The 19,666-nt window shown below is 35.4% G+C and carries 20 protein-coding genes, 1 tRNA gene and 1 pseudogene; 8 read left to right on the forward strand and 14 right to left on the reverse strand.

The annotated features are described in order from the left end of the window. Positions 1-147: 147 nt before the first annotated feature. A complete protein-coding gene (locus tag DN410_RS06560) occupies positions 148-1,515 on the reverse strand; it encodes an aldehyde dehydrogenase (protein ID WP_149175882.1) in 1,368 nt (455 codons plus the stop codon). 273 nt (positions 1,516-1,788) lie between these two features. Next, positions 1,789-4,176 carry a M6 family metalloprotease immune inhibitor InhA1 gene (gene inhA1 / locus DN410_RS06565; protein WP_149175883.1) on the reverse strand — a complete coding sequence of 796 codons (2,388 nt, stop codon included), beginning with the start codon at positions 4,174-4,176 and terminating at the stop codon, positions 1,789-1,791. Between the two features lie 344 nt (positions 4,177-4,520). Here inhA1 and DN410_RS06570 point away from each other — a divergent pair, with 344 nt between their 5' ends. Together DN410_RS06570 and DN410_RS06575 are read left to right on the forward strand one after the other, a co-directional pair. After that, complete coding sequence (locus DN410_RS06570) at positions 4,521-4,655, forward strand: anti-repressor SinI family protein (protein WP_000276217.1); 135 nt, start codon at positions 4,521-4,523, stop codon at positions 4,653-4,655. Between the two features lie 90 nt (positions 4,656-4,745). Then, on the forward strand, positions 4,746-5,069 hold the full coding sequence (locus tag DN410_RS06575; RefSeq protein WP_149175884.1) for a helix-turn-helix domain-containing protein: 324 nt from the start codon (positions 4,746-4,748) through the stop codon (positions 5,067-5,069). A 73-nt stretch (positions 5,070-5,142) separates the two neighbouring features. Here the strand turns inward: DN410_RS06575 and calY are convergent, their stop codons facing one another. The 6 genes from calY to DN410_RS06605 all read right to left on the reverse strand — a co-directional run bounded on the left by calY (position 5,143) and on the right by DN410_RS06605 (position 10,090). Then, positions 5,143-5,736: a biofilm matrix protein CalY gene (gene calY / locus DN410_RS06580; protein ID WP_149175885.1), complete on the reverse strand. Its 594-nt coding sequence runs from the start codon at positions 5,734-5,736 to the stop codon at positions 5,143-5,145. A 346-nt stretch (positions 5,737-6,082) separates the two neighbouring features. Then, on the reverse strand, positions 6,083-6,892 hold the full coding sequence (locus tag DN410_RS06585; protein ID WP_149175886.1) for a DUF4047 domain-containing protein: 810 nt from the start codon (positions 6,890-6,892) through the stop codon (positions 6,083-6,085). 117 nt (positions 6,893-7,009) lie between these two features. Beyond that, on the reverse strand, positions 7,010-7,597 hold the full coding sequence (locus DN410_RS06590) for a CalY family protein (protein WP_149175887.1): 588 nt from the start codon (positions 7,595-7,597) through the stop codon (positions 7,010-7,012). Between the two features lie 62 nt (positions 7,598-7,659). Beyond that, on the reverse strand, positions 7,660-8,229 hold the full coding sequence (gene sipW / locus DN410_RS06595; protein ID WP_149175888.1) for a signal peptidase I SipW: 570 nt from the start codon (positions 8,227-8,229) through the stop codon (positions 7,660-7,662). A 193-nt stretch (positions 8,230-8,422) separates the two neighbouring features. Next, positions 8,423-9,709: a D-alanyl-D-alanine carboxypeptidase family protein gene (locus tag DN410_RS06600; RefSeq protein ID WP_149175889.1), complete on the reverse strand. Its 1,287-nt coding sequence runs from the start codon at positions 9,707-9,709 to the stop codon at positions 8,423-8,425. Between the two features lie 153 nt (positions 9,710-9,862). After that, positions 9,863-10,090, reverse strand: coding sequence for a hypothetical protein (locus tag DN410_RS06605; protein WP_000251865.1), 228 nt, complete (start codon positions 10,088-10,090; stop codon positions 9,863-9,865). Positions 10,091-10,526: 436 nt separating this feature from the next. On the opposite strand from DN410_RS06605, the gene DN410_RS06610 reads away from it, so the two are divergent. The 5 genes and pseudogenes from DN410_RS06610 to DN410_RS06625 all read left to right on the forward strand — a co-directional run bounded on the left by DN410_RS06610 (position 10,527) and on the right by DN410_RS06625 (position 12,932). After that, entirely contained in the window at positions 10,527-11,282 is a 756-nt protein-coding gene (locus DN410_RS06610; RefSeq protein ID WP_149175890.1) for a class I SAM-dependent methyltransferase, read from the forward strand. Between the two features lie 268 nt (positions 11,283-11,550). Continuing rightward, positions 11,551-11,775: a hypothetical protein gene (locus tag DN410_RS06615; RefSeq protein ID WP_149175891.1), complete on the forward strand. Its 225-nt coding sequence runs from the start codon at positions 11,551-11,553 to the stop codon at positions 11,773-11,775. A 189-nt stretch (positions 11,776-11,964) separates the two neighbouring features. After that, positions 11,965-12,037 (forward strand) — tRNA-Val (locus DN410_RS06620). 173 nt (positions 12,038-12,210) lie between these two features. Continuing rightward, positions 12,211-12,318 (forward strand): annotated as a pseudogene (locus tag DN410_RS28720) (integrase); the annotation flags it as partial. A 104-nt stretch (positions 12,319-12,422) separates the two neighbouring features. Beyond that, complete coding sequence (locus DN410_RS06625; protein WP_149175892.1) at positions 12,423-12,932, forward strand: hypothetical protein; 510 nt, start codon at positions 12,423-12,425, stop codon at positions 12,930-12,932. 394 nt (positions 12,933-13,326) lie between these two features. Here the strand turns inward: DN410_RS06625 and DN410_RS06630 are convergent, their stop codons facing one another. The 6 genes from DN410_RS06630 to DN410_RS06655 form a co-directional block, all read right to left on the reverse strand. Further along, positions 13,327-13,923, reverse strand: a complete 597-nt coding sequence (locus DN410_RS06630) for a DUF4878 domain-containing protein (protein ID WP_149175893.1) — start codon at positions 13,921-13,923, stop codon at positions 13,327-13,329. A gap of 168 nt (positions 13,924-14,091) precedes the next feature. After that, a complete protein-coding gene (locus DN410_RS06635) occupies positions 14,092-14,637 on the reverse strand; it encodes a hypothetical protein (protein WP_149175894.1) in 546 nt (181 codons plus the stop codon). Between the two features lie 39 nt (positions 14,638-14,676). After that, positions 14,677-15,036, reverse strand: coding sequence for a hypothetical protein (locus DN410_RS06640; RefSeq protein ID WP_149175895.1), 360 nt, complete (start codon positions 15,034-15,036; stop codon positions 14,677-14,679). A 133-nt stretch (positions 15,037-15,169) separates the two neighbouring features. After that, positions 15,170-15,352: a DUF3976 domain-containing protein gene (locus tag DN410_RS06645; protein ID WP_149175896.1), complete on the reverse strand. Its 183-nt coding sequence runs from the start codon at positions 15,350-15,352 to the stop codon at positions 15,170-15,172. A gap of 28 nt (positions 15,353-15,380) precedes the next feature. Then, positions 15,381-15,758 carry a permease gene (locus tag DN410_RS06650; RefSeq protein WP_149175897.1) on the reverse strand — a complete coding sequence of 126 codons (378 nt, stop codon included), beginning with the start codon at positions 15,756-15,758 and terminating at the stop codon, positions 15,381-15,383. Positions 15,759-15,760: 2 nt separating this feature from the next. Beyond that, positions 15,761-15,970 carry a helix-turn-helix transcriptional regulator gene (locus tag DN410_RS06655; RefSeq protein ID WP_000428506.1) on the reverse strand — a complete coding sequence of 70 codons (210 nt, stop codon included), beginning with the start codon at positions 15,968-15,970 and terminating at the stop codon, positions 15,761-15,763. 822 nt (positions 15,971-16,792) lie between these two features. Here DN410_RS06655 and odhA point away from each other — a divergent pair. Continuing rightward, a complete protein-coding gene (odhA, locus tag DN410_RS06660; RefSeq protein ID WP_149175898.1) occupies positions 16,793-19,660 on the forward strand; it encodes a 2-oxoglutarate dehydrogenase E1 component in 2,868 nt (955 codons plus the stop codon). The last annotated feature ends 6 nt before the right edge of the window (positions 19,661-19,666 follow it).

Below are 19,666 nucleotides of genomic sequence, written 5' to 3' on the forward strand. Positions count from 1 at the left end.
AAATGATTATTTAACAAGCGTTCGCTTCTATTCTTTATGTAGTATGTTTGATTCATTTTCGCACGATACATAACGTCGAACAGAAAAACCCCTTCCATTGCGAAGGGGCTATTATCATACGGCTACGCCTACTGATAAACACCATCATCATTTTAACAACTTTCGTATGAATTTTAAAGCACTTTTTGTAGAAGAGTAACGAATTTTCATGTCGAATGCTGTAGATTGGGCTAAAATGCTTTTATAATGTGAAAAAGTCCGAAAACTTTCTTCCCCATGATAACTACCTAATCCACTACTTCCGACGCCTCCAAAAGGTAAATATGGCGTTGCAAGATGATAGACCACATCATTAATACAACCTCCGCCATATGAAATATTACTCGTCACTTTCTTTTGTACTTCTTTATCTTCAGAAAATACATATAAAGCTAACGGCTTCGGATGTTGCTGAATTGTGTCAATGACATCTTCTATTTTGTCATATTCTATAATTGGTAAGATTGGCCCAAAAATTTCATCTTCCATAACAGTACTTTGCCATGTAACATTTGTTAACACTGTCGGTTCAATATGTAACGTTTCTTTTTTATAATTTCCACCGATTTCAGTTTTACCATCTTTCAAAAATGTACATAATCGTTCAAAATGCCGCTCACTCACAATTCGTACGTAGTTGTCATTATTGAGCGGCTCTTTTCCATACTGCTCCGTAATTTCATGTCGCAGTGCCTCAATTAACTGTTCTTTCACAGAAGAATGCACGTACATATAATCAGGAGCTACACACGTCTGCCCAGCATTTAAAAACTTGCCCCAAACAATTCGTCTTGCGGTTACATCTATTTTTGCATCTTTATGTACAATACAGGGGCTCTTTCCGCCAAGTTCTAACGTAAGTGGCGTTAACTGTTTCGCTGCCGCTTCCATTACAACTTTCCCAACGCCAACACTACCTGTAAAGAAAATATAATCAAAAGGTTCCCCTAGCAAAGCTGTACTCTCTTTTACGCCACCTTCTACTACCGCTACAAACTCTTCTGGGAATAATTCCTCTACTATTCTCACAATCACTTTTGAAACGTTTGGCGTTAACTCTGATGGCTTTAAAACGACTGTATTGCCAGTTGCCAGTGCTCCTACAAGTGGTGCAATTGCTAATTGAAACGGATAGTTCCACGGTGCAATAATAAGTGTCACACCATACGGTTCTGGTACTATTTTCCCCTTTGATCCGAAATGAGTAAGTGCTGTTCGAACACGCTTCGGTTTACTCCACGATGAAATATGTTTTAATTGAAAAGAAATTTCTTTTAATACGTATCCTATTTCTGTTGTAAATGATTCGTGAACTGACTTATTTAAATCTACTTTCAATGCTTGAAATATCTCATCTTCATAACGCTGAATTCCGTCATAAAGCTTCTTCAAATTTATTTTTCTTGTTTCTATACTTCTTGTATGTCCATTATAAAAATATTCCTTTTGTTTCTTTACAATAGAAGAAATGCTCATCCATTCACCTTCTCCCGCTAGTTTTATCTCGCTATTAACGAGCAGTAAGACTCTCACCTCAAAATCCAGCGAATGCAAGGATGTTAGATGCGAGCCGAACTAATAATCAGCCGGGATGCCCCCTGATTAAAAATTCACTTTATCCAATTCTTTCATTATTTATATAGAACTTTTTTATTCGTAAAGTTACATTATATATAATTTTTTCTTTTTTATAAAATTCATTGCTCATAAAAAACTACCGAAAGAAAATCTCCCGGTAGTTTTACAGTATTAACGATACAAACGAACAGCACCTGCAGAATTATCATCAGCTTGTCCTACTACTTCAAACTTTAGACCAAGCTTCGGTAAAATACGTCCTGCATCTGGAATTTGTTCATTGATATACTTTTTAGAATCATCAAACTTCGGCACACCTGCTAAGCCATTATACGTAAACGTTCCACGCGTTGGAGATACAACTTTCCAAGCTGGCGTTTTATCGAATGAGAACGCCGCATCAGCGATTTGGAATCGTGTACTACTCTTAACTGTCGGTTTACCATTTAAAGTTCCTACAATTGCTTCTGGGTGAGAATCAACTACACCAAGGAAACCGTGTCCTGGATGTACGCCAACCCAGTTATCTGTGTACTCTGAATCCGCATACCATACAACCATACCTGTGTTATATTCTGGACCGCGAGCAAATTTCAATGCGTTATCTGAACCAGCATAGTTTCTCCACTCTACATAGTAGTTATGTTTTTTCTTCTCTGTTCCGTTAGAAACAGCGAAACCATCTAATTTGAATTGTGGTGCACCTTCTGCATCATCAGAGAATGCAACTTTACCATCTACTGTTAATGACGCATTATCAAGAGCGAATCCGTTTAATGCTAAACCACCATCAGTAATGTAATCAAATGTTAATTTTACTTTCTTACCTTTGAATTGGCTTAAATCATATGACTTGTCAATCCATTTTCCGTTTGTCGAATCTGCGTTTCCGCTATTTGCTTTTTCGCCAAGTCTTTCAATTAACGTTTGTTTCCCGTCTTCTGTTACAGCGTGTACTTCAAGGAAATCGTACTCTGCTTCAATTTCATATAATGATTTGAAATCAAATTTTGCAGTCGTTGCATTTGTTAAATCAAACAGCGGTGTTTCCATCTTTGTATGTAGATCATCACCTTTTGTGCTGTAGTAATACTGTTTACCAAATGCTGGAGCAATCGTTTTTACATCTTTATCCGGTAAGTTAACACGAATCAAACCTGGTCGATCAGATTTCGTAACACTTTGGTCTAAATATGTTGCTAGACCGATACCTTTATTTAATTTCTCGTAATCTACTTCTAGGATATTTGCCCAGTTACCACCGATTGTCTTTTGGAAAAACTCTTTATTTTGTGGTGAGAAACTCGTTGGCGTTGTTCCTGCAATTTTACCAGCCCAGCTTCCGCCACTCATGATAGACCAAGCTTCAACCGGCTCACCTTGACCGCTATATTGTGTATCATACTCATCTGGCAGACCTAAATCATGTCCATATTCATGTGCGAATACACCAACAGCTCCATCTTCTGGTTCAATTGTGTAGTCAAATGCTGCCATCTTTCCGCCCCAATATGGAACTTTCGCTTGTGTACCTTCAATTTGGAATGGTTTTGGCCCAACTGTCCAGCGATGTGACCAAATTGCATCATCACCTAATTTACCGCCGCCAGCTTCTTGTCCAACACCCGCATGAATAATCATTAAGTGGTCGATTAAACCATCAGGTTGATTTTGATTTCCATCACCATTTACATCGTATTGATCGAACTGATCAAACTGTGATAAATCAAGACCGCTATCTACAGCTGCTTTTAATGCATCTTTTACTAGATCACGTGGTCCTTTTGGTCCTTTATTATCATGACCTGTAGCAGCATCAGCACCGTAATCAGCAGCTTTACCAGGAACTGTTAACCATTTTGTAACTGTTCCATCTACAGTATAACTACCACCAGATTGCTCTTCATAATATTGTTTAAACGTTTCGATTTTACTTCCGTCATCTAACGTAAACGGCTCGTTACCAAATAACATTTTTTCATAATGTTCTTGATTAAAATCGTTGGAATACATGTAACCAGGTTCTTTATCAATATTGTTATGTTTGAAATCAGCGTACTCTACAAGTAAAACGAGTACTTTATCTTTACGAACTTCACCGTTATATCCTTTTTGTTTTGCTGGTGAAGTTGGTACTTTACCATTTAAACCACCTTTCACTGGACCTGTCGCTGCAGGTGTCCCCGTTGCAGGTTGCTCTGATTTTTCTTTCGTATCTGCTTTCGCATCTTTCACTTTCTTTAAAAAGTCAGATGCTTCTTTCGTAAGTGGGTCCCCATTTGTTACTTCTTTCCCAGGATTTTCACCCTTTTTGTTCTCTACGTATTTTTCGACAGCTTTCTTTGTTTCTGTCTCTGAAGCTTTCGAATCAATTACCCCACGTTCTTTTAGCGCATTTGCTAAACGCTCCTCTGGAATTAAATGATCATCAACTGGGCTCGTAGCTGTCTTATTCACAGGTGTTTCAGCATAAGCAGATTGAGTGCCAGCGCTGAATGAAATACCTAGAACAGCTGTTAAAGCAATTGATGATAACACTTTAAATGGTTTCTTTTTCATCCCTTATTTCCTCCCCTAATAAATAATATGTATTACATATTGAATTTTATTAAAAATTCAATATTTTTTCAATATTTAGTTATATTATGTAATTTTTTTAATATATTTGTAAAAATTTCATAGTTAGCATACGAATATATCACGATTCAACAATGTTTTCTGAAAATATTGAAAATATTTATCGAACAATTTATAATTATTTCCATTGAGGGAGTTTAATGGGGATTTTATCTTTGTTTTATCTACACAATACTTGATAATTCGATACATAAAATACAAAATTCGATTCATTATCATTTATTCTGTAGCAGCAATTATGACCGATAATTAGGGAGGAATTACACTTGTACAAAGATAAGACAGACGCACTGGACCAAGAATGGATTGATTTAATACTTGAAGCTCTAGATGCCGGTATCGCCCTGCAAGATATTGAACACTTTTTCCAACGTATGAAGCCATCAAGTCAGGCTCAATAGCTTTGTTCTTTTTAACGAAGTTTATGCTATAATAATGTTATAATAATGACATCATAAGACGACTACATATTGATAGAAAGGTGCGCAAATATGATTGGAGAACGTATAAAACGCCTTCGTTTACAAAAAGGCATTTCATTAACTGAACTTGCCGAAAAAGCTGGTGTTGCTAAATCTTACATTAGTTCGATAGAACGAAATTTGCAAAAAAACCCTTCCATTCAGTTTCTTGAAAAAATCGCAGCAGTTCTACAAATTCCAGTTGATACTTTACTTCATGATGAAACAACAAAGGAAGCTAACCTAGACTCCGAATGGACACAGCTCGTTAAAGAGGCGATGAACTCCGGTGTCTCCAAAGAACAATTTCGTGAATTTCTTGAATTTACAAAATGGAAGCAAGATCACAAATAATACATAGAAAGAAGTGCTTACAACTGGCACTTCTTTTTCTTTATAAAAAAAGCGGGGGATACCCGCTTTTTTATTATTTTTCTTCGCCAGCTTCTTGGCTAGCATTGAATGTCCATTTTAAATTCAATGAATCACCTTGGAAAATATTTTGGTCTTTTCCATCGTCTACGAATTCAAACTGTACCCATAAGTAGTCTTCTGAATTTGGTGCTAAACCACCATTCTCAGCCCACTCAGGAGCAAAGACGTCTTTAGCTATTACATCCGGATCCAAATCTTTTAACTCTGCTAAAGTTTTTTCATATACAGGCTCGCTTTCTTTATCCCAGTTCCAAATGAATTTTACTTTAATATGCTTAGCTAAATCTTCACCAGCATTATCACCTTTTGCATCGTTCACAGTATAATCTGTTATTAATTTAACATCTTTAATTGTTAACGAACCACTGTTCTTTAATAAGAACTCTTTCTTAACAGAATCCCCTGGTTTTAAATCTTTAATATCTACAAGCGTTTTAGGGTTTAATGTAAGATCTAACGTCCCAGCTGCAAATGTATTGTTTGATACTTCTTTATCGCTAAAGAATGCAAATGTTCCTCCACCAATTAAAGATAACCCCAATGCCGCTGATGCAACTCCCATACCTAATTTCTTTTTCAGACTCACAATCAATTCCCCCTAGCTGTTTTTTGTATTTTTATATTGTTATCTCTTATTTCGAAATAAGAGGTGTAACTAAAAATAGATTGGTCTAAATAACGTTTGTTCTTTTTTAAAAACCTTAAGTTCATTATAACGAACAAAACTATATAAATACAATACATATTTATTAATATTTTCAGTTATTTTTATTTCTCAATATTATTCTGATTTTTCCGAAGTTTAATCTTTATATTAATACATAGGAGTGCAAGGGAATATACTCCCTCACACTCCTATGTATCGTTTTTTCATGACGAACGCCATATTGTTCTATTATATTCTCTGACTCAACACCAATTATTTCTCTTGATTAGTTGGTGGAAATCGTTTCATGAGTTCCTTGCTCAGGCTTTTTAGCTGTTTCTACTTGTTTCTGTTCGTCTGCTTGCTTCTGTTCTTTTACTTGTTTCTGCTCTTCTGCTGCTCTTCTACTTGTTTCTTCTCTTTGGTTTTCTTCTTCTTTCTGCTCTTCTGCTTTTTTCTGCTCTTCTACTTGTTTCTGCTCTTCTGCTTTTTTCTGCTCTTCTACTTGTTTCTGTTCGTCTGCTTGCTTCTCTGCTTCTATTGCATCATTTAATTGCTGATGAAGAGACTGAATTTGTTCATCAATAGCTTGCAAATTAATTTCTTTCTCAATATAATCGCGTTTATCTTTTATACTATGAAAACCTTCATTCACATATAAAGCTACTTGCTGAATCGACTCACCTTTATTCACTTTTAATTCTTCCTGTATTTGATTGTAAGGGGCTTCTATTTCAGTATATACATTTTGGAGTGCTTCCTTCTCAGAAACAATTTTCTCACGTCCTTGTTGCCATACAGTGATTGCCTGTTCTATTTCTTCAATAGATGTCACTGCTAATTTCTCCTTCATCGTCCCATACTCATGTTCAATAAACTGTTTATGTTGCTCAGCCTGCTCTTTAAACGTATTTACTGTTTTCGGAAATATAATTGCTGTAGAAAGGGTCGCTTCTACTTTCGTTTCATGAATGAATGCCGCTTCTGTATGCGTCATAATTTGAGATCCTAAATAAAACGTAATAGAGCACATACACGGCAATATAAGCATCTTTTTTAAATTACGCGGTCTTTTCAGCATCTTAATCTCTCCCATCGAACATTACGTTCTTTATACAGAACACTATCTTTATTATAATAAAGAACGATACAAAATGATAGCTATATACTAGAAAAATAGAAAAAGGGCTACCTATTTGATAGCCCTGTTTTATTATCTTTCTTCACCTGCTGTTTGCTGTGCCTCAAACGTCCAATTTAATTGTAACTTATCGCCTTGGAATTCATTTTGATCTTTTTTATTATCAACAAACTCAAATTTCACTTTGAATGTATCAGATTTACCTGCAGAAATACCTTTCTCATCCCAGAACCAAGCTGATAAATCGTTATCAACCGCTGTAAGTGTATCCTTCTTCAATTTATCTAATGTAGTTTTCTTCACAATAGTCTCATGCTTATCTACATTTTTTAAGAATGTTACTTCGATATGTTTACCGAAATCATCTTTATTATCATTCTTCGCATCTTCTACTTTATAGTCTGTTGACAGTAAAACCTTTTTAATATCTAAAGAGCCTTTATTTTCTAGTTTAAATTCCTTTTCAATTGTATCCCCAGGTTTTAAATTTGATACATTAACAACTGTTGATGGATTTAATGATAAATCAAGCGTACCAGCCGCAAATGTATTGTTTGACACTTCTTTATCGCTGAAAAATGCAAATGTTCCTCCACCAACTAACGCTGCTCCTAGTACTGCTGATGCGATACCCATTCCTAATTTTTTCTTTAAAGTCATGTCCATATCCCCTTAATCTATATATTTGTCAACTTCCTAAACGGAAAGTATAACCAAACACACTAGACGGATTGTTCTGCTTTTTTCTCTTTCTTTTCTCCGTCGATGCTACGAATTGCACTAAAAATAGAAATCGCAGAATAGCCTAGTAAAAAGACTCCTGGAATAATAAGAAGCAATGCAGCCCCAGCCTTTGAACTAGCATAATTTAATGCATATCCTACATAAGGAACTGTAATATCCGCATATTTCCCAATTACATTCTCCACAAGCACTGGCTCTAAATCTGGCCCGTTGTTGTTATCCCCTTTTGTTTCATACATTACTTTTCCATTTGTATCTTTCACACCGATAATACGGTGAGTGATAATTTTTCCATCTTTCTCTTTAAAGGTAATCACATCACCTTTTTGATATTTAGAACCATCTTTCGTTGGCTCTATCGCGATGATTGACCCTGTTAAAAATGTTGGTTCCATCGAGCCTGATAGCACGGATTTAAATTGATATCCCATCACTGTCGGATCCCCACCACTCGCCTTTGACGAAATAACTATAAAAGCTAAAAAAACCATCAATGCAAATAAAACAAATGAGATAACGTTGCTAATAATCTTCCAAACGAATTTCATCGTCTCTCTTCCTCTCCGTTGTTTTATATTATTTGAAATATGTAATACCCTTACGTTCTTTAACGAGAACACAAGTAAATAATATAACGAACTTTATATAATTGCAATGAGAAAATTTACAATTATTAGTTAACTCTCTTTTTAATCATAGAAAAAGACTGTGACGAAATCTCTTCACAGTCCTCATGCGTTTTTACTTTTCCTCTGATTTTATCCCTTGTCTATTTCGGCGCAACACTACGTATACAATGGCTCCCAATAATACAATCGCGCCTATCCCAACACTTATCACTTTCACATTTGATTCCTTTACTTCCGGCGCAACTGTATCTTTTTTAGGCATCGCAAAAGTAACATCTTCTTTTGAAAGAACATTTATCGTCGCAATTGTTTGATTATTTTTCGTAATATCAACTGCACCAACTACCTCACCACGCTGGATTCCCTTATGATACAAAGAGTCTTTATCTAATGAAGCTGCTCGGAAAATAGTTCTCACATTCTTCCCTTCATCTTTCTTAAGCATAAGCTCTGCACTTTTTTCAAGTTCGCTATCAATATCTTTATTTAAATACGTTGTCTTTTGATGCCAACTCTGTTTATCTAGCACCGTTTGCTTCACAAATTGCCCAAAAGAATACTCCGCCATCTGCTTTAAATCTTCATAAATTTCAGGTCTTTGAGAAGCCATTACTACATTTATAATGCGATTTCCATCTTTCTCATTTAATAAAACAAGTGTATTACGCGCTTCATTCGTAAAGCCCGTCTTACCACCAATACTGTATGGATTTTCAAAATAAGTAGATTTATTAAAAATAGAAACCGTCTGCCTAGATGTCGTAACACTTATTCTTTTCGTATTCATCGCTTGCAAAATCTCAGGATACTTTTGCACACCTCTCGTAATCATAGCCATATCATACGGCGTCGTATAATGATTTGGATCATGCAATCCATTCGGTGTTACAAAATGACTATCTGTCGCCCCTAATTGCTTCGCCTTTTCATTCATCATATTAGCAAAGTTCTCAACGCTCCCGCCAATACGCTCCGCGATCGCAAACGACACATCATTCGCACTCAGCACCATTAAAATCATAAGTGCAGTATTGCGATCAATTGTCTCGCCAGGTTGAAACTCAATTTGATAATTACTCTTCTCCTGATCTAACGCTAATTGCGAAAACGTAAATTGATCCTCAGGCTTCGTATGCTCCATAAGTAAAATTGCTGTTAACACTTTCGTCATACTAGCAGGAAATGCACGATGACGTGCGTTTTTGTCATACAACATATCTCCCGTTTTCGCATCAACCGTAGCTGCAAACTGACTAAAAACATTTGGTCCTTCCGCAGGTGGTGGTGCCACTTGTTCTGGATTTACTCCGATATTTGTCTCAGCATGTAATGTCATAGGTGTCAAAAAAAATAAACAAATAACTGTAATAAAAGCCAAAATCTTCTTAAATTTTACCATATGACTCTCCCTTTTCAATTTACTCCCCTAACAAAAATATGAATCCACCAATCTTTATGTAATTTGTATTAAATTGGAAGAACATTCACTGTTTTTTACTATATCATACTTTTACGATAAGGAACATAAATATACAATAAAAATAAGAAGGAATTACTCTTTCTTATCCTTCTCATCAATCAACGAATCTATTAAATTTTGACTAGCTTCCTCGGGCGTAATCTCATCCGTCATCCCCATAAATGACCACCCTTTAGAATCGACCCACTCAACAAACTCTTGCAAAAACTCATCATGTGTAACATCCACATCAAGAATCGAACCATTAATCGAAATCGTTCTATTTCTAGACACACGCATCTTGAACGTTTTTCTCACCATTACAATTTTTCTCCCTCTACTCCTGAATATTTATAAAATAATCTTGTATCTCTGTTATACATGATTTTAAGTAAATTGTAAAAAGGATATATTGGCCAATTCGGATATTGAAAATGGCAATCTCTTATCCTACATAACCCTCGTACGATATACAAATGGTCATACATTACTAAATAGATCCTTAAAAATGTACAGTTTCAAACATAATAAAGTTGTTTAAAAAACGCTGGTCATGTTATTCAACAATTGGACCGTTTAGTTAAGTAAGGAATTATAGCCTTTTGGAAGATATCATGTAAAATAGTATAATTTGAATAAGGGAACTAAGGTAGCTCCATTTAACTGGGCTCTTACATTGTAGACTTAAAGACTGATGCGTAAATTACTATTTGGTTCCTATTTCTGTACATAATACAGCGGGAAAGAAGGTAGTACTGTGAAAACAACAGAAAATTTTACCGACAAGGCCGATATATATGCGAAATATCGCCCTAGTTATCCTAAAGAATATATTGATTATTTGCTCTCGGCTAACGAACTGAATGAGAATCAGATTGTGGCCGATATTGGTTCAGGTACGGGGATATTTAGCCGTCAGTTACTTGAAAGTGGTTTGCATGTTATTGGAGTTGAGCCAAATGATGACATGAGAAAAATGGCAGAGCAATCGTTAAAACGATATCCTCTTTTTCAATCCATAAAAGCAACTGCCGAAAATACCACTTTAAAAGAAAATAGTGTGGATTTAGTAACTGTTGCTCAAGCATTTCATTGGTTTGATAAAGAAGCTTTCAAAATCGAATGCCAACGAATTTTGAAACAAAAGGCAAATGTTGCTCTTGTTTGGAATAGTAGAGATGTAACTAGTCCGATTATTAAAGAGAATGCAGAAATTTGCCAGAAGACCTGCCCGAATTTCAAAGGATTTAGCGGTGGAATTGAGGAAACGTCAGAAATTTTTAACAGCTTTTTTAAAGATGGAAAGTATGAGTTTAAAGAATATCAAAATGATTTACTTTTTGATTATGAAAGTTTTTTGGGAAGGAATTTATCAGCGTCCTATGCTCCGAAAGAAAATGACGAAGAGTATAAAAATTTTGTTCTTCTCCTATCAGAGTTATTCGAAAAATACAGTAAGAACGGAAAAATTGTTCTCCCAAACTTAACACGGAGTTATATGGGCAATGTGTAAACAGCCTTCACCAATCGGGCACGATCATTGAATAAACCTTAGCTTTATTGATATATGTTGAGTACAATGAAATACACTATATCGAAAATTAAGCGAGCATACTCCCGTCCTAAATTCAGAACCGGGGTATGCTTGTTTCGTGTGATGAAATTTAATAGTTTTATTATCTTTTTACAAAAAACTCACATTTTATCACTTCAAATACACTTGACTGTCGTACAATAAAATGGAACATATTAGAAAACAACTTAAAATAAGGAGGAAATCCATGGCGTGTTGTACATATTGTAAAACAAAGTGGAAAGTAAAAGAGGTTTGGTCGATACTCACGACATTTGAAAAAGATTGTCCATATTGCTTCGGAAGGCAATATTTATCAAAGAAAACAGTGAATGCTATGCCAGAACTTATAAGCTTACCTTTACACTTCTTATTTCCTTTTCTAGTTGATTTGAGTGATGAAGGGCCTTTGGATTGGTATCGGAAATCATAACACCTCAGTATCTTCTATTTATTAAATATAAAAACATACATACTAATACAACTCTAAAATAAAGACTATTTTCTATTACACTACCTCTTTAAAAACTTACTACACGAAAAATATTGTAAATTTTCAGTTAATTATATATAATTGCTTTAACATAATGATTAAAAGTGCAAATACATAATCATTTTTGAAGATCCCGTAGCTCAGCAGGGAGAGCGCCACCTTGACAGGGTGGAGGTCGTGAGTTCGAGCCTCTCCGGGGTCATAAATCCTAATAGTACCAAGGCTTGAGAGAATATTCTCAAAAGCTAAAACTGTGGAGGCCTCCATCAGACACCACAAGTTAAAAGAGGACTACTTCTAGTCAGCTAATCAAGCTGGCTCAGAGGTAGTCCTCTTTTTTTGTTTCCATACAACTGAGAAAGGACTGAAAAGAAAATGCTACTTAAGTTTGCTATGAAGAATTTCAAGGAGAAAAAGGAGTTCGCTAATCTGTCCCCTCGTACAATTCAATCTTATATGGCTACCATGAATGAATATTATATTCTCATTCACAAATTATGTTAGAAAGAAATGGACAACCATACAAGAAAAAAGACTCATTTTGCATTTAATATATTAAATCTTACTAAAAAGGAGTTTGATTATTCTTGGATTTAAATAGTGCAAGAAATTTCATACCCTGTGCGTTTCCCGTTTCAGAACCCATATTTATACCTCAATCAGGCTTTCGAGCTATTAATAGAGCATTTGAACAAATTGTAGGTCCAGCTGATCTAACTTTAATTTCATATCCTAATGAGATATTTGATTTAAACAATGAATATAATCCCATTACTTCAACTTTTACTCCAAAACAAAATGGAGTATATCTAATTATAGCAAGTATTGGTTTTTTCCCTGATGTTCCTGCAAGTTATAGCGCAAGGATATTTATCACAATAAACGGAGAAGCTGTAGTTGCTGATAATGATTTTTTAAGCGAAGAATTAGAGATTGTTAATCTAGTGAGTGTTTCCACTATCTTAAAATTACCTGCAGGATCTAATGTACAAGTTATTGCCCAAGCTACCACAGATGGTAAGACTGTTCCTGAACCACTTTTAGGTACCGTAGATTTTATGCACTTTGAAGCGGCAAGATTCCCTTCTCCAACATAATAAAACAAGTTTATTCTCTTAACTTCCTATAACGAAAATTATGTAAATATATAATGTTATCAAACGAATAAACGAGGTACCGTTACATTATCATAAAGCTAAGGTTTCACACTATTCATTAAGCAAAAAAGACGTTATTCTTACTGTAGAATTATAGGAAGGGATGGCGTTTTTTGTATGTCTAATTCTATATCTGACGACTTACAATTATTTGCCCACTCAGCTAACAAACTTATTAACATCAAAAGTAACTCTAACGAATACACTGATTCATACAACATCCCTAGAGTCCAGTTCACAAGTTGATCAAGGAGGAAAACAACCCTTATGAATAAACAAGAGACACCATATCAACCTTTTACGTGATATAGTGTCTCTTGTTTATCTAAGTCAATTATTTCCCACCAAACATCTTCTCCAAAGATTTCGCATTAGCAAACAACACTTCTTGTAGGTTATCATCACCAACAATTTTGTAGTCGCCATCTTTGTCTTTCTTTAAGTTCAATGTAACTTCACGAGTTGCCATTATTGCATCTTTATCTGATAAATGTTTGATGATAGTTGATGTCATTGTTTTTTCGATTGCTTTTTCAGATTGCTCTTTATCTTCACTAAAGGCGCTAGCGAAGGCCATTGGCATAACTTCTCCTACTGCTTTTGTTACAGCAACGGATAGATCGGCAGACGTAACTTTTACTTTCACTTCTGCTTTGTCATCCTTTTTCGATACTTCTTCTAGCTTTTCAAATTTAAAGTTTTTCGTAATTGCGCTTAGCATTGCTTTCGCTTCAGCGTCGTCTGTTTTTTCATTTAGTTTACTGAACTCTTTTTCACTTATAACAAATGTACGAGCCTTGTCTATATCACCTTTTTGCACTGCTGTTAAAAATTCTTCAACAGTATCTTTCGGGTTTGCACATCCTGCTAAAACACCTACTGTTAATCCTACTACCATCATTAACAGTAATAATTTTTTTATCTTTTGCACGTTCATTCTCCTCTTATCTTTTCTAGTAATCAAGCACTATACAATAGTATAAAACTTACATTACAAACATTTTTTAGTATATCTTTTATATGATTTGTTTTCTATTTTTTCCAGACAAACAAAAAGCCTTGTAATATTTCTACAAGGCTTTACTTATATATTCTCCCATCAATCCGTATCCGTAGCACAAATCAACCACAATTTACGCTCCTTACTATCCAACACCATCCAAGTAATATCCCACGCAACATCGTAAAACCAATCTGTCCAAGGACGATAGCTTTCGAACACTTTAATATGTTCGTATCGATCTTGAAACATATATTGACATACATCGTTCGCTAATTGCTTTGCGATAACTGGTCGTTCCTTAAATCCTTCATATGCTCCGCCCCATAAAATTTGAGCGGCAATGCTACCATCAAGCATGACTGCCAGCTGCTCTTTAAAACGAAACTTATATTTGTCTGATGTATGTATTTGTAACTCTTCTAAGTTATGTATTATATCTAAAGAGTTGAAGATTCTTCTGAAAAAGTGCTCGTGTCCATCTTCTCCATGCGGTATTTCTTTGAAAAAATTTTCGTTATGTACTTTAAAACAGCTTATTACCGCTCCACCATTTAAGTTTTGTTTCTTAAATGTATCTGTAAGCTGCTCAATAGATGAGTCATTTGTTTCTATTTTTTCAAAGGTTCCCTCTTTCCATCTCATACCGTTCACTACTCTCTATTAAAATTTGTTTCTTCATTTTTATAGTACTTTCACCATCGGCCTTACTACCCTATATTCTTCACTATAAGGCTCTTTTATAATTAAAGCTGGGTGAGGATCCTTTTCTTCTACTCTCATTGTAAATACTTCTGTTTTTTCTTGTAATGTGTTAGATTCACTATTTTTAATAGGTCTTTTAATTAATTTAATTTTCTTTGTTACTTCTCCAAGTTTTTGCCCAACTTCTTCTGCTTCGGCAGGTTCATCCGTAACGTAGTATTCTTGTTCGTCCCATACTAACATAGGTGGCACTGGTTCTCGTTTATTGCATATCATATAAGTAATACTAGCTACAAGTAGTAGACAAGTTAATATAAAGAAGATAGTTTTTTTATTCATATACTATTCTCCTTATCTATCATTTTATTGGATTATATAATATAGGAAATAGATAGTAAATGGTTTTTATGGTAATTTTTGTTTTGTTATCAAAAAGAAAAACCTTACCGAAGTAAGGTTCCATTTTTCAATTTTACAGTGATTGCTTTATTAAAACGATCATGACGATAATTGCTATAAACATAACAACTAAACAGCCAATCATTTTATAAAATCCTCTTTTCGTTAACGTCCCGCCTTGAACGTCTTTACGAATAAATAAGAATACGGCTAAAAATAGTACAAGCCCCATGCCAAAAGCATACATCATTTGCATATGTTAATCTTCCTTTCTCTTTTCCATCTTAATATCTTTTTGCCAAAACAACAAATGAGATAAAGACGGTACTCATTGTGAGTGCCATAAGTATGTTTAATAGTTCAACCGCAGATAGTGTAATTACGTTTAAGTTTAAGCCAATAGAGAAAAGCAGATAATACGCTGTTAGTGCAAAAAAGGTCACGAACATTCCTTTATAACGAATAAGTTTCATTCGCTCATCTTTTTCTTTAAATTGTGGGTGCAAGTAACTTAGGCAGAAACTCATAATCATCAGCCCTAGCAATGGATAAGTGATAGCTGGCGGTGCAGAATGCGTCATTATACCTGTTAATATCATAAATCCACTCATAAATAGAAAAATGATTCCCATAATAACAAAGTACTTTTGTGAATAATTCATCCCTATTCCCCCTCTTCTTTCCCTTCATAAATAAATACATGTTCTATCGTTGTCTGAAATGTTTTCGCTATTTCAAATGCTAACGGAAGTGATGGATCGTATTTCCCTTTTTCAATTGAGATAATGGTTTGCCTGGAAACTCCAAGTTTCTCAGCCAATTTTTCTTGAGATAGTCCAAATTTTTTTCGGTATTCGACCATTTTATTTTCCAAGGAAATTTCTCCCTCCTTCCTTATATCGAGTATAAATGTAAAGGTAACTTTACATCAAGTTTCCTTTACATTTATTTCATTTGTTTTTCACACTATTTATATAGAAGAAACTTTTCAATTTCAGCACGTCTATTTTGAAACGAAACATGGAACAATGTATATATCTGTTACTATATCTCCTCCCCATTTTTAGGGAAATTTAATATCTCCATATTTGTTTTATCCTTTTAAAATATTTCATTCTCCTCTTTATTTCATGAAATGCATTATTGGTTTTACGGTGTTTTTCGGCATATTGATAGAAACTAACGGATTATGAAGCATTTTTTATGTTTAGCCACTTTTTTTGTAGAAATCCTTCATTTTCCTTTCGTTATTTAACACTATCGAAATAAAGTTTACGATAAATTCATAATTTTTTATTTTTTATACTATATTCCGTTATATTGTTGTATAATATCAATGAAAGCGCTTATTATTTCAATATACATAATTCGAATCACATTTTATCGAAACATTCTAACTATTATACCTATATTTAAATGCAACAATTATAGTTATTAGTATAGGTATACCAAATATATCCACCCCATTTTTCTGTAAAATTACTTTATAACATGAAAGATTAACTTGGGTGATAAGTTATTGTGAATGTTTTTTTACAAAACAGATAAGTAATAGTGTTTGGTATTATGTAAATTATTGTAATAACATAAGAGTAAAGAAAACATTTACACTGATTATTGATTCATGACTTATTGAAAAAGAGCAAAATGCACCTTTGTATGGAAAAGGATTATATGCATTGGGAGGTTTAAACAAATGACGAGGAAGAATACAACGACAAACCCTTGGGCCAAGTTCCACGGTCCGAACCTTGGTTATGTTATTGAGCAGTATGATCTTTACGTAACTGGAGCAGGTTCTGTTGATCCGGAATTACAAGAGCTTTTTGAAATTTTTGGAGCTCCTTCGTTTCAAGATGATGTCGTAACAGGGGACAACACAGCAACACATTTTTCTCCTCAAAACACAGGGAACATTGAAAAGATTCTTAAAGTCGTTCAACTTGTTGAACAGATTCGTTCTTTCGGGCATACGTTGGCTCACATCAATCCGATGGAAGATGCTGCAAATGGACAATCTCTTCTTGAGAAAGCAATGAACGAACTGAGCGATGCTGATTTGAAAGCGATTCCAGCAAAAACAGTATGGCAAGATGCACCAGAAGGTATTCACACTGCACTTGATGTAATTCATAGATTAAAAGACGTTTATACAAAATCTTTAGCTTATGAATTTTCTCATATACAAGATAGTGAAGAACGCGCGTGGTTGCATCAAATGGTGGAATCAAATTCATTGCGTCAACCACTATCAAATAAAAAACGAACTGCTCTTTTAAAACGTTTAACAGCTGTTGAAGGTTTCGAGCAATTCTTGCATAAAACATTCGTTGGGCAAAAGCGTTTCTCTATCGAGGGCGTTGATATGCTTGTACCTGTTCTAGATGAAATTGTTCTAGAAGGTGCTAAGAACGGCGTAGAAGATGTCATGATTGGTATGGCTCACCGTGGTCGTCTAAGCGTACTTGCACACGTACTAGAAAAACCGTATAGTCACATGTTTGCTGAGTTCAAACATGCAAAAATAGAAGGCGCAGTAGCAAATACTGGCTGGACTGGCGATGTAAAATACCATTTAGGTAGAGAACAAGTCGTTAGTAATGAAGAAGTTAGCACTCGCGTTACATTAGCAAATAACCCAAGTCATCTTGAGTTCGTTAATCCTGTAGTAGAAGGTTTCGCACGTGCGGCTCAAGAAAACCGTAAAAAATCAGGTCTTCCAGAACAAGATACTTCAAAATCATTCGTAATTTTAGTTCATGGTGATGCTGCATTCCCTGGTCAAGGTATTGTGTCTGAGACACTCAACTTAAGCAGATTGAACGCGTATCAAACGGGCGGAACAATTCATGTTATCGCAAACAATGCAGTTGGTTTTACGACTGATAGCTATGATTCTCGTTCTACGAAATATTCAAGTGACCTTGCAAAAGGTTTTGATATTCCAATCGTTCACGTGAACGCTGATGATCCGGAAGCTTGTCTTGCTGCAGCTAACCTTGCGATTCAATATCGCATGTTGTTCAAAAAAGACTTCTTGATCGATTTAATTGGTTACCGCCGCTACGGTCATAACGAAATGGATGACCCAGCAGTTACGCAACCACAAGTGTACAAAAAGATTAAAAACCACCCTACTGTACGAGCAATTTATGCAGATCAATTACAAGCTGCTGGTGTTCTAAATGCAGATGAGGTTGAAACTATTACACAGTTTATACAAGAGCAATTAAAGTCTGACTATGCACAAGTACCACCAGCTGATACGAGCGATGCAACGATTCACGTTAAAGTGCCAGATGTTGTCGCAAAAGGTATTCAGTCAATTGATACTGGTGTTGAGATTGACTCACTTCGTGCAATTAATGAAGGTCTACTCTCTTGGCCAGAAGGCTTTAACGTATATCCGAAAGTGAAGAAAATTCTTGAGCGCCGTAAAGATGCTCTTGAAGAGAACGGTAAAATTGAATGGGCACTTGCTGAGTCATTAGCATTCGCTTCTATTTTACAAGAAGGTACGCCAATTCGTTTAACTGGTCAAGATTCACAGCGTGGTACATTCGCGCATCGTCATATCGTATTACACGATACGGATACAAATGAAACATATTCACCATTACATCGTTTACCAAACATCAACGCTTCATTCTCTGTTCATAACAGTCCGTTATCAGAAGCTGCTGTTGTTGGTTACGAGTATGGTTATAACGTATTCGCTCCAGAAACCCTTGTTATGTGGGAAGCGCAATATGGTGACTTCTCAAATACTGCGCAAGCACTATTTGATCAATATGTTTCAGCAGGAAGAGCAAAATGGGGTCAAAAATCTGGTTTAGTTCTTCTATTACCACACGGTTATGAAGGTCAAGGACCAGAGCACTCTAGTGCACGCCCAGAGCGTTTCTTACAGTTAGCTGCTGAGAACAACTGGACAGTTGCAAACTTAACGAGCGCGGCACAATACTTCCATATTTTACGTCGTCAAGCATCTATCTTAGGAACAGAAGCTGTTCGACCATTAGTATTGATGACGCCAAAGAGTTTATTACGTCACCCACTTACGCTTTCAACTGCTAGTCAGTTAAGCGAAGGACGTTTCCAACCTGCTTTAGAACAAGAAAACCTTGGCACAAAACCAAACAAAGTAAAACGTCTTGTTTTAAGCACAGGTAAAATGGCGATTGACTTAGCTGCAGAAATTGAGTCTGGTAAACATGAGTACAACTTAGACGAAGTTCATGTTGTTCGTATTGAACAGCTGTACCCATTCCCAGCTGAGAAAGTTCAATCTATTATTAAACGCTTTAAAAACTTAGAAGAAATTATTTGGGTTCAAGAAGAACCTCGTAATATGGGCGCATGGCATTACATGGCTCCAATTCTGTTCGAACTAGCTGGAGATAAAGTGAAAACAGGTTACATTGGACGCCCAGATCGTTCTAGCCCATCTGGTGGCGATCCATTCGCTCACAAAGCTGAGCAAGAACTAATTGTTGCACACGCTTTAGATGTGAAGTATAACTTCCGTCAAGATAAACAAGAAATCGAAGTTTACAGCAACTAAAAGTAA

The organism is Bacillus sp. SH5-2 (assembly GCF_008368905.1).
Taxonomy (GTDB): Bacteria; Bacillota; Bacilli; order Bacillales; family Bacillaceae_G; genus Bacillus_A; species Bacillus_A luti.